Genomic DNA, 13,192 nt, shown 5'->3' on the forward strand with positions numbered 1-13,192 from the left:
CCGCGTGAAAGAACTGCAGAAGTCCCTGTTCGGGGGGACGACCTCCAACGCCCGACAATTCGGGATGATCTTCACGTTGGTGGCGATCGTCCTGCTGTTCCAGATCCTGACCGACGGCCTGACGCTGAACTCCGGCAACCTCATCTCGCTGGTGAGCCAGTATTCGTACATCCTGATCCTGGCCATCGGGATGCTGATGGTCATCGTCGCCGGGCACATCGACCTCTCCGTCGGCTCGATCGCCGCGTTCGTCGGCATCGTGGTCGCGAAGATCATGCAGGACTACTCGGTGCCGTGGTTCCTGGCCATCCTGATCGGCCTGGCGGTCGGCGCCCTCATCGGCGCCTGGCAGGGCTTCTGGGTGGCCTACGTCGGGGTGCCTGCGTTCATCGTCACCCTGGCCGGCATGATGTTGTTCCGGGGCGGCAACCAGTTCATCGGCAACGCCGACACCATCCCCGTGCCCGAGGGGTTCAGGACCATCGGTGCCGGCTTCCTGCCGGAGGTCGGGCCGAACACCGGCTACAACAACCTCACGCTCCTGCTCGGCCTGCTCGTCTGCGCGGCGGTGGTGGTCCGGGAGTGGAGGGCCCGCCGGACCCGGCGGGACATGGCGGCCGACGTCGCCCCGATGTGGATCTCGGTGATCCGGGTCGCCATCCCGGTCGTCGTGGTGGTGTTCGCGTCCCTGCAGTTCGCCGGCGGACGGATCGGGACCAGCTTCCCCGTCTCCGGGATCATCCTCGGCGTCCTGGTCGTGGTCTACGGGTTCATCACCCGCAACACGGCGGGCGGCCGGCACATCTACGCGGTCGGCGGCAACGCCCGGGCCGCCGAGCTGTCCGGCGTCAAGCTCAAGCGGGTCAACTTCCTGGTGATGATGAACATGGCGATCCTGGCGGCCCTGGCCGGCATGATCTTCGTCGCCCGTTCCGCCGCCTCCGGGCCGCAGGACGGCATCGGCTGGGAGCTGGACGCGATCGCCGCCGTCTTCATCGGTGGCGCGGCCGTCTCCGGCGGTCTGGGCACGATCAGCGGATCCATCGTCGGCGGCCTCGTCATGGCCGTGCTCAACAACGGCCTGCAGCTGATGGGCGTCGGGTCCGACCGGGTGCAGATCATCAAGGGCCTGGTCCTGCTGCTGGCCGTCGCGCTCGACGTCTACAACAAGAAGCAGGGGCGCTTCTCGATCATCGAATCGCTGACGCGTCCATTCCGCCGGGAAACACCGACCGACCCTGCATCCCCCGTCGGGGCAGGGGAAGAACGCGGCAAGAGTCCGGTGGCCGGCTGACGGCCACCGACCGACGGGCGGAAAGCCTCCGCCCCGTCACACTTCTAAGAAGGGCACCTGAAAATGCGCAATATCCTCGTAAGGGGTGTGGCGGCCGGCGCCATCGCGCTGCTGGCACTCACCGCCTGCTCCTCCGAGCGGTCGGAAAGCACCGCCACCGCCGGCGGCTCGACCGAGGCCGCGAAGGGTTTCCCGGCCGACGCGCTGATCGGCGTCGCGCTGCCGGCGAAGACCTCGCAGAACTGGGTCCTGGCCGGTGACCTGTTCACCAACGGCCTGAAGGAGGCCGGCTTCCAGTCCGACGTGCAGTACGCCGGCTCCTCCACCACCGTCGCCGACCAGCAGGCGCAGATCTCGGCCATGGTCACCAAGGGCGCCAAGGTCATCATCATCGGCGCGACCGACGCCGCGCAGCTGAGCACTCAGGTGGAGGCCGCCAAGTCGGCCGGCGCGACGGTCATCGCCTACGACCGTCTCATCAAGAACACCCAGGGCGTCGACTACTACGTCGCGTACGACAACTTCAAGGTCGGCGAGCTTCAGGGCAAGGCCCTGCTCGACGGCATGAAGGAGAAGAAGCCGACCGGCCCGTACAACATCGAGCTGTTCTCCGGCTCGTCGGACGACAACAACTCGGCGGTCTTCTTCGACGGCGCGATGAGCGTGCTGAAGCCGCAGATCGACTCCGGCGACGTGGTGGTCGGCTCCGGCCAGACCGAGATCAAGCAGACCGCCACCGACGGCTGGAAGGCCGAGAACGCCCAGCGGCGGATGGACTCGCTGCTGACCTCCACCTACAGCAGCAAGACCCTGGACGGGGTGCTCTCCCCCAACGACACGCTGGCCCGCGCCATCATCACCTCGGTCAAGGGCGCCGGCAAGGACATCCCGGTGGTGACCGGCCAGGACTCCGAGCCGGAGTCGGTCAAGTCGATCGTGGCCGGCGAGCAGTACTCCACGATCAACAAGGACACCCGCAACCTGGTCAAGCAGAGCATCCAGATGGTCAAGGACCTGCAGGCCGGCAAGGCTCCCGAGGTCAACGACACCAAGTCGTACAACAACGGGGTGAAGGTCGTCCCGTCGTACCTGCTGGAGCCGCTGATCGTGACCAAGGCGAACGTCGTCGAGGCGTACGCCAACGACCCCGACCTGGCCCCGCTCACGAAGGAGTAGCGGCGCTCGGCTCGGTCAGGCGACATCGTGGGTCCCCGTCTTCCGGGGACCCACAGTCGTTCGTCGGGCGACGTCGCCCGATCGGGCCTGACCTTCAGTCGTTCGTCGGGCGACGTCGCCCGATCGGGCCTGATCTTCCGCTCACGTCCGGACCCCTCTCCGGGGCGGAGAAGGCCGACGTCGCCCGCTCCCTGAACGGCCGGTGGTCTCGGCCGGACCTCCGCGAGGCCCCGCGCACGCCCCGGAGATCGAACGCGTCAGGGCTGGGCCGGTGGCGCCAGGCGGCCCGATCGCATCGCGGCGATGACACCGCCGTCGACGAGCAGGTCGGTGCCGGTGATGAACGACGACTGCGGGCTGAGAAGGAACGCCACCGCGTTCGCGACGTCCTCCGGTGTGCCGACGCGGCCGGTCGCGGACGCGTCGACCAGCGCCTGGATGCCCCTGCCGAGTTCGCCTGTCAGTTCGCGCCGGCCCTGTGCGGTGGAGATGATCCCGGGGCTGACGCTGTTGATCCGGGCGCCGCGCTCACCCCAGGCCGCGCTCGCCTCCTGCACGCGGAGCTGGTTGGCACGCTTGGCGATCCCGTACCCGGTGACCGAGTCCGGAATCGCGTCCGGCTGAATGAACGGAAGGCCGCGCAGTTCCTCGATCGGCGCGGTCCGCAGAGCCGCCTCCTGCTCGGGCGTGAGCGAGACCACCGCGTTGGCCGCCATGCTCGCGAAGACCACACCGGCGCCCCCGTCGGCGATGACCTGGACCATCTCCTCAAGCATGATCACGACGCCGAACAGGTCGACCTCCATGATGGGACCCACCGGTGCCTGAGTCGCGTGGAGGCCGGCCGTGTGAACGACCTGCACGACCTGTCCGGCCGCATCCGCGGCCCGGGCGAGCGCCCGCATCGACTCGCGTGAGGTCACATCGACCTGGTGCGTGACGACGTCGTAGCCGTCGTCCCTCATGGATTCGCCGACCTTGTCCAAGGTGGCCTCGTTGAAGTCCGCGAGCAGGACCAGGTGTCCGGTCCCCTGGCGGCGGGCGACGACCTCGCCCATCCCGCCCACGCCGATGACGACGACGACACGTTTCCGCATGAGTTGTCTCCCGTGCTCTCAGCCACGCATTTGCGAGACAAACAGTCTCGTATTTGCCCACTGTAGCTTGAGCCCATGACGACGGGAAGACGTGGGCGTGCCCGCAGCGAGCAGGCGCGGCACGCGATACTCACGGCGACCGCCACGCTGCTGGCCGCCTCCGGCTATGAGCAGTTGTCGGTCGACCGCATCGCGACGACCGCCGGGGTGGGCAAGCAGACCGTGTACCGGTGGTGGCCCTCCAAGAGCGCCGTCATCGCGGAGTGCCTGCTCGACGGGTACGTCCTGTCGGATCTCATCGAGCCGGCGAAGAGCGGCGACGCCCGTTCGGACGTGCTGAGCTGGTTGCGGGCGCTCGTGGACTTCCTCGACGATCCGAAGAACGCCGCCCTGTTCCGCGCGCTCGCCGCGGCCGCGTCCGAGAACCGGGAGGTCTCGGACCGGTTGTACCAACGGTTCTCCGGCCCGCTGCACACCTCCCTGGTCGAGTGTCTTCGGGCGGGCGTCCGCACCGGGCGGATCCGCGACGACGCCCCCGTGCGCGCGGTCGCCGACGTCCTGATCGGAGCCGTCCTCCACCGGGCCCTGGCCCACATCGACATCCCCCTCGGCACGGCCGACGGGATCGTGGACGCGCTTTTTTCGGGCATCGCCGTCGCGGACCGCGAGGCACACCGATCACGCTGACGGCCGGCGAGGGCGGATCGGCCACCCGCACCGAGGCGCCGGCAGGTCAGCGTCAATCCGGCAGGTCCCCCGAAGCGGGCCCCGGCTCGCCACGGATGATCGATCGGCACCCGCGGGGCGAACACGCGAAGGCCTCCGCGGCGGGGATCCGCCGCGGAGGCCTTGTCGCGTCTCAGGCCGCTACCGGCTCACCGGACCGTTCGTTCAGGAGACGGTGTCGGCGACGACATGGATGAGGTTTCGCGTCTGCCCGACGATGGCCAGCCGCCACGCGTCGAAGGTCGCGTCACTGGGCTTGAAATCCGTCTCGAAGTGCTGCATGTCCGGCGTGTGGATGTGCCCGGCCGGGATGTCGAGGCCCATGCGGTCGCGGAGGAGCGTGTTCCGGTAGGCGCTCTCGTTCGACAGGTAGTTTCCGCCGCCGCCGCTGTAGGAACACGACCCGGGGTCGGGCGGGATCGGAGCGGTCGCCGGCGGATAATCGACCGGCGGCGGGTTGTTCCGCGTCACCCGGGTGGTGGAGGCGCAGTCCGGGAACTGCGTGTAGTTGGTGTGCCAGACCACCCCGAAGGCGACCGAGGGGTCCGGCCACGTGTCACCGGGCGGCCGGGGGATGGAGGCTCCCGTATCGGCCTTGATCATCTCGGCGATGGGCAGGGTGGCGGCGGTCCACTGGGGAGGCTCGGTCAAACTGAAGTTCCCCGGCCCGCCCCAGCGTTCCACCACGGAGCTGTTGCACTCGTTGTTGTTCACCGAGATCTGCGGCACGCCGTCGACCGCGGCGCACGGCCGAAAGTTGTCGTTGCCCGGCGAGACGCCGTGATAGCGCGCGTTCCACTGCTCCAGGTTGAACGCCGCGCCACCGGCCTGGCTCACGGTGATGGACGCGTCCACCCGCTTCGGCCCGGGACGCATGAAGGGCCCGACCGTGTCCTCCAGATACCCGCGCTGGAATTCGGGATAGTTGACGGGAAGCGTGTACGCCTCGATACGCGCGATCTTGCCGCTCTTCGTCCGGTACGTGGTGCCGTCCAGGGCGAGCGCGGTCGCCCCCGAAGGATTGCCGTGCCGGATGTTGTTTCCCACCGATCCCGGTGCGGGACCGGTCGTTCCGCCGTCGAGCGTGTAGGGGTCGAAGCCGCTCGCGATGACCCGCCTCACCCCCTTTCCACCGGGGAAGTCGACGTCGAACATGCCACGGGAGGCGCGGTCGAACGTGGTGATCAGTTTGGTGCGGTCGGCGGCGGACGACCGGAACCCCGGCTCCCACTGCCGCAGGGTGGCGGTCGACTCCAACCGGGTCCAGTAGAGCGGCCGGTCGTCGCTGTAGGGGAGGTCGCCCCTGACGGGTCTCCGCTGCTGGGCCCGCTGTACGGCAGTTCGCCAGAGCTCCTCGCCCTTCCGCAGGACGAGTGCCGTGGCGGCCTTGAGGCTCTTCGTGCGGCAGAGGTCGCGGACCAGCGCCGGGCCGAAGTCCTGGAAGCCGCCGCCCTCGATCATCTGTCGCGCGAACGTCCGCGACTGCGGCACAGCGGGGTTGTCGCCGTCGGGGAGGGTGAGGTCCAGCCGGTTCTCCTCCACGGACAGGGACACACCGGAATCGAGACATCCGGGACCGTGGGTGTTCTGCGCCGAGACCGGGCCGGCCGTGGCGAGCACGGTCGCGGCCACGATCGCCACGGCCAACACGCCGACGCGGGCGGACTCGGGTTGTAGGTGCTTCATGGTGCGCGTTTCCTCCTCATGAGCCTGCTTCCCGAAGGGGGAAGCAGCCAAGGTGAACTCCACCACCGGACCGTCGGGCTTTTGGGGACTCCGGGTAGGCATGGCCGGTCCGGCGTGATGCGCCGCCGATGCGAACCCGCTGTGCTCGCGGATGGCCCTCTGGTCCCGCGCCGCCCCGTGGGGCGGGTGGTCAGAGGCTCGGATCGGTCAGGAGTAGGGGTCTGCTCGAGTCGTTCGCGACGGCGGAGGCCGGCGTGCCGGCGGCCTCGCCCGCGGGACGGACCAGGGTTCGGATCGTTGACGACCTGGAGGCTGCGAGTGATCAGCTCGAAGATGATCAAACCTTACGAAATTGTTCAACAATCCGTCAAGAGGACAATATGTCAGGCGGCACATCGCGAGCGTACGAGCCGAGGCGGCGGCTCATAGAGGGTAAGTGCCGCATCGAGGCGTTCTTGCGCCGCAACTTTCGATGGATATATGAAAGTTTCATTGGCGCGATGCCATCCGCCCAGATCATCAGGGCGAACCGATCACGGGGTTTGAGGTTCCGCGACTCGCGTGCCTACGGTGCTGACATCCGCACCGTAATCCGGTCAAGGAGTCCATAATGCGCGCCCGCGTTGTTCCGGCCCTGATTCTGGCCCTGCTCGCGCTGATCATCACCGCCCCCGAGGCCCGCGCCCAGGTGGTGGGCGGCTTCGACTTCTCCCGAGCGCAGGTCTCCGTCACGGGCCTTCAGGTTCCCTGGGGCCTGGCGTTCCTGCCGGACGGCAGCGCACTGGTATCCGAACGCAACACCGGACGCATCCTGCAGGTGCGGCCGGGCCAGACGCCCACGGCGGTCGCCACCGTCAGCGGGGTGAGCGCCTCGGGTGAGAGCGGCCTGCTCGGCATCGCCGTGTCGCCCACCTACGCCCAGGACGGCTGGGTGTACGCGTACTTCACCAGCACCGCCGGGGACAACCGCCTGATCAGGCTGCAACTGACCGCGCCCCAGACGCAGACGGTGATCTTCTCCGGGGTCCCGAGCGGCACCATCCACGACGGCGGCCGCATCGCCTTCGGGCCGGACGGCATGCTCTACGTGGCGACCGGCGACGGCGGCAACACCGCCAACGCGCAGAACATCAACAGCCCCGCCGGGAAGATCCTGCGTATGACGCCCACCGGCGGCGTGCCCGCGGACAATCCGATCGCGGGCTCCCGCGTGTGGACCTCCGGCCACCGCAACGTCCAGGGCCTGACCTGGGACTCCCAGGGCAGGATGTACGCCGCCGAACTGGGCCAGAACACCCGGGACGAGATCAACCAGATCGTCGCGGGTTCCAACTACGGCTGGCCGACGTGCGAGGGCACGTGCACCAACCCCTCCTTCCGCAACCCGATCGTCACGTGGACGACCGCCGAGGCGTCGCCGAGCGGGCTGGCCTGGGCCAACGACACGCTCTTCGTCGCCGCGCTGCGCGGCCAGCGGCTCTGGACGGTGCCGCTGACCGGTGCCGGTACGCCCGGCACGCCGCTGGCCGAGTTCCAGTCCGCCTACGGGCGGCTCCGCACGGTCGCGGTCGGGCCGGACGGCTGGCTCTGGGTGACGACCAGCAACCGGGACGGCCGCGGCACCCCGGCGGCGCAGGACGACCGCATCGTCCGCGTCCCGCCGGCCACCACCGGAGGCGACACCACCCCGCCGACCGCGCCGGCCGGCCTCGCCGCGTCGGGGACGACCTCCACCGGCACCACCCTGGCCTGGACCGCCTCCACCGACAACGTGGGCGTGACCGGCTATGACGTCCTGCGCGCGCCGGGCGCGTCCGGCGGCGCCTTCACGCAGGTGGGAACCTCGGCCACCGCCTCGTTCGCCGCGACCGGGCTCACCGCGAACACCACGTACCGCTACCAGGTCCGCGCCCGCGACGCGGCGGGCAACCTCTCGCCGGTGTCGAACACCGCGACGGTCACCGCCGCCCCGGGCGGCGGTGGAGGCACCGGCGGATGCTCGGTGACGGCGACCGTCCAGACGCAGTGGGGGAACGGGTACGTGATCCAGCCCGTCACGGTCGCCAACACCGGCACATCCGCGATCAACGGCTGGACGGTGACCTTCACGCTGCCGAGCGGCCACACCGTCACCGGCTCGTGGAACGCCACGCTGACCGTCAGCGGGCAGACCGTCACGGCGAGGAGCGCCGGGCACAACGGCTCGCTCGGCGCCGGCCAGAGCACCACCTTCGGCCTCCAGGCGAGCCGTCCGAACGGCAACACCCAGACGCCGTCCGGCTACCAGTGCACGACCCCCTGAGTCCCGCCCACGCCTGAGAGAATCGGCGCGCCACCCGGCGACCGGGGATCACTCCCCGGCGACGACGGGTGGCGCGCCGGCTTCATGCCGGAGAGAACAGCGGCGACAGCACCTTCCTCAACCCCTGACCGGCGACCCGAAGAATTTTGCCGGATCTGTCACGGACCGGAGGACTGTCCTGGCTCAGCCGGTGATCGGATGGCAATGGACGCCGGTGGACGGGATGCCCATCAGGAAGATCGTGGCAATCGGCGGCACCGGTTTGATCGGGTCGAGGCTCGTGGCACGGCCCCGCACGGGCGTCACCACGGAACGGAGACAGGCGAGCGGACCCCGGTGCCGGAGGGTGACGCGATTCCCGGCGAGATCCGCTACGGCGACCGGCCGGGCCGGGACGTGGCGCTCCCCCGTCGGGCATCGGCCCGGCTCCACCACCGATTCGTTACGGAGGTACTTCTCATGCCGAACACCGATTCGACCGCAAGCGCGCGGACGCCGAGATCGACCGCGTGGCAGACGGCGCTCACCGTGCTGCAGGAGACAGAACCGCCCTTCATCCCGCAGGGAGCGCACGCGATGACCATCGTCGTCGAGTATCCGCCCGGCGATCCCGGCACACCGCCGCACCGGCACACCGGCCCGGCGTTCGGGTACGTGCTGGAAGGCGAGATGGTGTTCGAACTGGAAGGGGAACCGGAGCGGGTCGTGCGCGCCGGAGAGGTGTTCTGGGAGCCGGGTGGCGACGTCATCCACTACCAGGACGGCAACAATCGCGATGACGCCCGGGTCCGCTTCACCGTCACGATGCTGTGCGAACCCGGCAAGCCGATGCTCACCCTGGTCGACGACGAGGAGCTCGCCCGGCGCAAGGACCGCCGTGCCCCCCGGCCGTCCTGACCGGGCGTTCGATGCGCGGCCGGCCGCGGAGAAGGAGTTCGCACCGGCCGAGGCGGAGGTGGACCTCTCGCTCATCACGCCCCCATGTCCGGCTCTGTCCGGCAGCCACGGCCTGCCCGGCTTCCGGGAGATCGCCGCCCGGCAGGCCTGAACAGCTCGCCGACGCCCGCCACCGCGAACCGTCGTGGGCGGGGCACCTGCCCAACCTGGAGCGGCCTGCCGAGGTGACGGACCTGCTGATCCAGTTCTTGCACGCGACGGTCCCGACCCGCTGAGCGAGCCGCACCGGTGAGGGGGCGCCCGCCCTGGCGGATGCCCTTCTCGCTCGGGATTCGAACCCGCACTCCCTTGCGCCAGGACATTGGGGTAGACGTTTTCGCAGATCGACGGCTTTCAGGCAATCATGGATGGCATTCGGTGACATACGGGTTGCTCAGCCGTACGCACGACGCGTGGTCCCCGGGCGCGACGTTCCCCTGAGCACTCCGCTTTACGATGTAGATCAATTGGATATACGCCCGGCCCGTGGGCCGGGTTCTGATTCCGCAGGATCGCGACCCGCATCGGATCCGGAGGCGTGGCGTCCGGGCCGCGAAAACGCCGGCGCCGTTTGACGCTTCTCGCCCCCGCCTGCCGATGCGATGCGCCCCGACCCGCCGACGCGATCGTCTCGGCGGCATCCTCGGGAAGTACGATATGCCGCCTGACCTGGCCAGATGATTAATCAGCACCTTTAGGTTCGAATCCCGAAAAAACATGCCTTAAACGCATTTTGTTGGTGTCAGTAATCGCGGCGGGCGCCGAACTCGGCCGACCCCACCAATGGCATCCGCGATCGAATTACCCAGGTTCGCCCCGACGAATAGGTAGCGGAATTCAAGCGCAACAAGGACAATGCATACCGGGGGAAAGCCGGAATCCGCTCCCTACGCGTGTCCCAGGGATGTGTTTCATGTCGATCGAAACCGACAGGGACGATTCCAGTGGCCGGGGCTGGAAACAACGCCTGTCCTGGCTGCGCAACGAACCTGAAGCGGGGATCGCCCTTCTGATAGCCGTGGGCGCGGCCGTGGTCGATCTGATTGCCGACTTGGTCAACCCCGATATGCCGTCGATCGTGGACAAGGCCACCCTCGTCGTCCTCGCCCTGGTGGCCACCACGCTGATCCGCAGCCGGCTGCGCACCGGTGAGGTCGAGACCGAGCTCCGCCGGTTGCTGGCCGACTCCCGGGGCACGCTCAAGCAGTTGCCCTCGCGGTTCGACGAGGTCACCGAATCGCTCGGCCAGGCCAGGCAGGCGATCGACCAGGTGTCGGTCGTCTCACTCGTCGCGGGCTCCCAGGTGCGGGCCGAGTTGGTGGCCGCGAGCCGGAACACCAACATGTGGATCTTCAAAGGCGGCACCGGCACCTTCATCCGCGCGTTCACCCTGCCGGAGTGTGTGGAGAACTGCAGGGTCGCCAGGCGCCAGCTCCGGATGCAACTGGAGATCATCGACCCGGAGAATCTCACGGCCTGCGAGGTGTACGCCCGGTTTCGCCGGTCCCTCGTCACCGGCCGTACCGACCCCTGGTCCGCGGATCGCACCCGCGCCGAGTCCTACGCGACGGTTCTGGCTGCCAGCTGGTATCGCAAGCACAATGACTTTCTCACCATCAGAGTCGGCCTGTCGTCGACGATGACGACCTGCCGCTGGGACATGGCCGCCTCCCGGGTGGTCGTCACCCGGGAGGATCCCACCGCGCCGGCCATGGTGGCCTATCACGACAAGCTCTACTACTCCTGGTGCGAAACCGAGCTGAACAGCAGCTTCGGTCAGTCCAGGAGGATTCCGATCGAACGTGTGCTGACGGTGCCGCTCGGTGGCGAGCCGTCCGTCGACGAGGTCCGTGACCTCTTCCAGGTGCTGGGGCTTTCCCTCGATTCCCTCGACGACTCCGAGGTGATCGACGTGACCCGCCGCGCGCTCCAGCCGGAGGACCCGTACCGGTGAGGAGACGAAAGAGGCGGCCACCGCCGCCGGCCTGGACGCCTCGCCCTCATCCGGTCAGGGCTGCCGGTCCCGGACCGGTGAGGCCAGCTCGAAGGTTTCGACGACCTCGGTGCAGGTGCCGTGCTCACCCATCACGCACAGGGCGAGGGTCCGGTAGACCTCGTCGAACGACTCCGCCGGGGGGAGCAGATCGGGCGGGACCCGCTGGTCGCGCCGCTGGAACCGGGTCACGGTGATGTGCGGCCGGAACAGCTCGCCGATCTCGTCGTAGCCGTGCCGGTCGAGGTTGGCGCGGGCGACGGGGGGCGCGACGAGGCGGTGGTCGGCCAGCACGCGACCGACCGGGTCACGCTCGCGCAGCCCGACGCGCAGCGGGTCGAGCCCGGCGATGATCTCCTCCTGGAGCCGGGTGATCGCTTCGGTCTTGCGGTAGAACAGCTCGAACATGCCTTGATCGTTCCCGGCGAACCGGTCGGCTTCGAGCGGGATCTCGGAGGTCCGTTCGCTGACCTGTCCCAGTTCTTCCAGTACCGCCCCAAGCTGCGCTGACGCGAAATTCGCCATGTACAGCGAGATATGCGGATACAGCCCGTCGGCCCGCAGGACAAATTCGGTCGGGGCCAATTCGGTACACCATTCACTCATTCGCACCGAACGCGCATTGACATCCGCGCCGGGCAGGAGCACCGCGTCGTATACCGGAAGGTCTGACATGGCCCCAGTGTAAACGAGTAACGGCCGGTTGATTTCCCGGTGTGGATTCAGCTCAGCAACAGCACGCCGACCACCGCGGGCAGCAGGCATATCGCGAGAACCGCGCCGGTCAGCATGAATTTGACGAGCGGCACCCGGACGCCTCGGCGGCGGCACCATTCGAACCAGAGCAGGGTGGCGAGCGAGGCCCATGGCGTGATCACCGATCCGACATTGGTGCCGGTCAAGAGTGCCAGCAATTGGTCGTGATTGGCCAGGGGCACCACCTGCTCACCCGCCACATAGGCGGGCAGATTGTTCACCACATTGGACAGGCCCGCACCCGCCGTGGCCGTGCGGACCAATCCGCCGAACCCCTCTTCGGTGCCGATGAGCGCGGTCATCAGATCGTTCAGGCCATGCCGCATCAGCGTCGGCACCACGAGAAACAGCCCGGTGACGAAGACGAGCAACTGCCACGGGATCAGCGAGGGGCGCAGCGATCCCCGGTCTCGGATCAGGTAGGCGGCGATGGCCAGGGCCGCCGCGACGATCGCCGCGATCTCGATCTGCAGGCCCGCCAGGATGGCCGCGATGAACAGCACGCAGGCCGTCGCGGTGCCCCAGAACAGCAGCGTGTCCTTGATCGGTTCGGGTTCGGCGGGTTCGTAACGGTCGGCGCCCCGCACTCCCCTGCGCCAGTAGAACACCCAGAGCAGCGCCATGGTGATCGCGATCGAGACCGTTTGCGGCAGCCACATGCGGACCGCGAACTCCGGCGCGGAGAGGCCCACCTTGTTCAGCGCCAGCAGGTTCGTCAGGTTGCTCACCGGGAGCAGAAGGCTGGCGGTGTTGGCCAGCCAGACGGTGGTCATCGCCAGCGGCAGCGGCGCGATCTTCGCCTTCGGCGCGAGCGCCAGCATGACGGGGGTGAGCAGGACCGCCGTGGTGTCCAGGTTGAGGAAGATCGTCGTGGCCGAGGCGAAAGCGACGCACAGCAGGAAGAGCGCGGGATAGGCGCCCCGGCCGAGCAGCGCCAGCCGTGCCGCGATGACGTCGAACACCTGCGCCTGCTTGGTCAATTCGGCCAGCACAATAACACTGGCCAGAAACAACATAAGGGGGGCTATTCGCTCGACACTCGCCTGGGCCTCCGCAATGGGCAGCAAACCCGTCAGCACACAAACAACTCCGGCGACAAGCAGCGCGATACGAATCCAATCGAGTACGCTTGGCGCTAGTACAGCCCGTTTCCACAGGGGCACGGACGGTGACCCTTGGTCGTCCACAGATGAAAGTATCATGGCGTCAATCCGGCGAGGGTGGGT

Annotated in this window: 12 protein-coding genes; 7 read left to right on the top strand and 5 right to left on the bottom strand. The window is 68.3% G+C overall.

Translation table 11 applies throughout. From position 1 onward, the window contains the following. The first annotated feature begins 4 nt into the window (after nt 1–4). Nucleotides 5–1,294 (top strand): multiple monosaccharide ABC transporter permease, encoded by a 1,290-nt coding sequence (gene mmsB, locus J2853_RS19730; protein WP_307560009.1) that lies wholly within the window; start codon nt 5–7, stop codon nt 1,292–1,294. Nucleotides 1,295–1,357: 63 nt separating this feature from the next. Further along, a complete protein-coding gene (locus J2853_RS19735) occupies nt 1,358–2,470 on the top strand; it encodes a substrate-binding domain-containing protein (protein WP_307560012.1) in 1,113 nt (370 codons plus the stop codon). A gap of 257 nt (nt 2,471–2,727) precedes the next feature. Here J2853_RS19735 and J2853_RS19740 read toward each other — a convergent pair whose 3' ends face one another. Further along, entirely contained in the window at nt 2,728–3,567 is an 840-nt protein-coding gene (locus J2853_RS19740) for an SDR family oxidoreductase (RefSeq protein ID WP_307560014.1), read from the bottom strand. Between the two features lie 75 nt (nt 3,568–3,642). On the opposite strand from J2853_RS19740, the gene J2853_RS19745 reads away from it, so the two are divergent. Next, nucleotides 3,643–4,254 carry a TetR/AcrR family transcriptional regulator gene (locus tag J2853_RS19745; protein ID WP_307560016.1) on the top strand — a complete coding sequence of 204 codons (612 nt, stop codon included), beginning with the start codon at nt 3,643–3,645 and terminating at the stop codon, nt 4,252–4,254. 204 nt (nt 4,255–4,458) lie between these two features. Here the strand turns inward: J2853_RS19745 and J2853_RS19750 are convergent, their stop codons facing one another. After that, entirely contained in the window at nt 4,459–5,979 is a 1,521-nt protein-coding gene (locus tag J2853_RS19750) for a PA0049 C-terminal domain-containing protein (protein ID WP_307560018.1), read from the bottom strand. A gap of 610 nt (nt 5,980–6,589) precedes the next feature. On the opposite strand from J2853_RS19750, the gene J2853_RS19755 reads away from it, so the two are divergent. Then, nucleotides 6,590–8,281, top strand: coding sequence for a PQQ-dependent sugar dehydrogenase (locus J2853_RS19755; RefSeq protein WP_307560020.1), 1,692 nt, complete (start codon nt 6,590–6,592; stop codon nt 8,279–8,281). Between the two features lie 183 nt (nt 8,282–8,464). Here the strand turns inward: J2853_RS19755 and J2853_RS19760 are convergent, their stop codons facing one another. Then, on the bottom strand, nt 8,465–8,590 hold the full coding sequence (locus tag J2853_RS19760; RefSeq protein WP_307560022.1) for a hypothetical protein: 126 nt from the start codon (nt 8,588–8,590) through the stop codon (nt 8,465–8,467). Nucleotides 8,591–8,740: 150 nt separating this feature from the next. On the opposite strand from J2853_RS19760, the gene J2853_RS19765 reads away from it, so the two are divergent. From J2853_RS19765 to J2853_RS19775, 3 genes are all read left to right on the top strand, one after another. Further along, complete coding sequence (locus J2853_RS19765; protein ID WP_307560024.1) at nt 8,741–9,178, top strand: cupin domain-containing protein; 438 nt, start codon at nt 8,741–8,743, stop codon at nt 9,176–9,178. After that, a complete protein-coding gene (locus tag J2853_RS19770) occupies nt 9,159–9,329 on the top strand; it encodes a hypothetical protein (protein WP_307560026.1) in 171 nt (56 codons plus the stop codon). Before J2853_RS19765 ends, J2853_RS19770 begins: the two co-directional genes overlap by 20 nt. Before the next feature lie 801 nt (nt 9,330–10,130). Next, on the top strand, nt 10,131–11,171 hold the full coding sequence (locus J2853_RS19775) for a hypothetical protein (protein ID WP_307560028.1): 1,041 nt from the start codon (nt 10,131–10,133) through the stop codon (nt 11,169–11,171). 54 nt (nt 11,172–11,225) lie between these two features. On the opposite strand, the gene J2853_RS19780 is transcribed toward J2853_RS19775, so the two are convergent. Continuing rightward, the gene (locus J2853_RS19780) at nt 11,226–11,885 is read right to left on the bottom strand and encodes a hypothetical protein (RefSeq protein WP_307560030.1); all 660 of its coding nucleotides are present in this window, start codon (nt 11,883–11,885) and stop codon (nt 11,226–11,228) included. A 47-nt stretch (nt 11,886–11,932) separates the two neighbouring features. Beyond that, nucleotides 11,933–13,168 carry an ArsB/NhaD family transporter gene (locus J2853_RS19785; protein ID WP_370879300.1) on the bottom strand — a complete coding sequence of 412 codons (1,236 nt, stop codon included), beginning with the start codon at nt 13,166–13,168 and terminating at the stop codon, nt 11,933–11,935. Between the last annotated feature and the right edge of the window lie 24 nt (nt 13,169–13,192).

It is taken from the genome of Streptosporangium lutulentum, from assembly GCF_030811455.1.
GTDB classification, from domain to species: domain Bacteria; phylum Actinomycetota; class Actinomycetes; order Streptosporangiales; family Streptosporangiaceae; genus Streptosporangium; species Streptosporangium lutulentum.

Coding starts and splice junctions, on each gene's coding strand:
- J2853_RS19735 (WP_307560012.1), top strand. CDS start 1,358: ATGCGCAATATCCTCGTAAGGGGTGTGGCGGCCGGCGCCATCGCGCTG.
- J2853_RS19740 (WP_307560014.1), bottom strand. CDS start 3,567: ATGCGGAAACGTGTCGTCGTCGTCATCGGCGTGGGCGGGATGGGCGAG.
- J2853_RS19745 (WP_307560016.1), top strand. CDS start 3,643: ATGACGACGGGAAGACGTGGGCGTGCCCGCAGCGAGCAGGCGCGGCAC.
- J2853_RS19750 (WP_307560018.1), bottom strand. CDS start 5,979: ATGAAGCACCTACAACCCGAGTCCGCCCGCGTCGGCGTGTTGGCCGTG.
- J2853_RS19755 (WP_307560020.1), top strand. CDS start 6,590: ATGCGCGCCCGCGTTGTTCCGGCCCTGATTCTGGCCCTGCTCGCGCTG.
- J2853_RS19765 (WP_307560024.1), top strand. CDS start 8,741: ATGCCGAACACCGATTCGACCGCAAGCGCGCGGACGCCGAGATCGACC.
- J2853_RS19775 (WP_307560028.1), top strand. CDS start 10,131: ATGTCGATCGAAACCGACAGGGACGATTCCAGTGGCCGGGGCTGGAAA.
- J2853_RS19780 (WP_307560030.1), bottom strand. CDS start 11,885: ATGTCAGACCTTCCGGTATACGACGCGGTGCTCCTGCCCGGCGCGGAT.
- J2853_RS19785 (WP_370879300.1), bottom strand. CDS start 13,168: ATGATACTTTCATCTGTGGACGACCAAGGGTCACCGTCCGTGCCCCTG.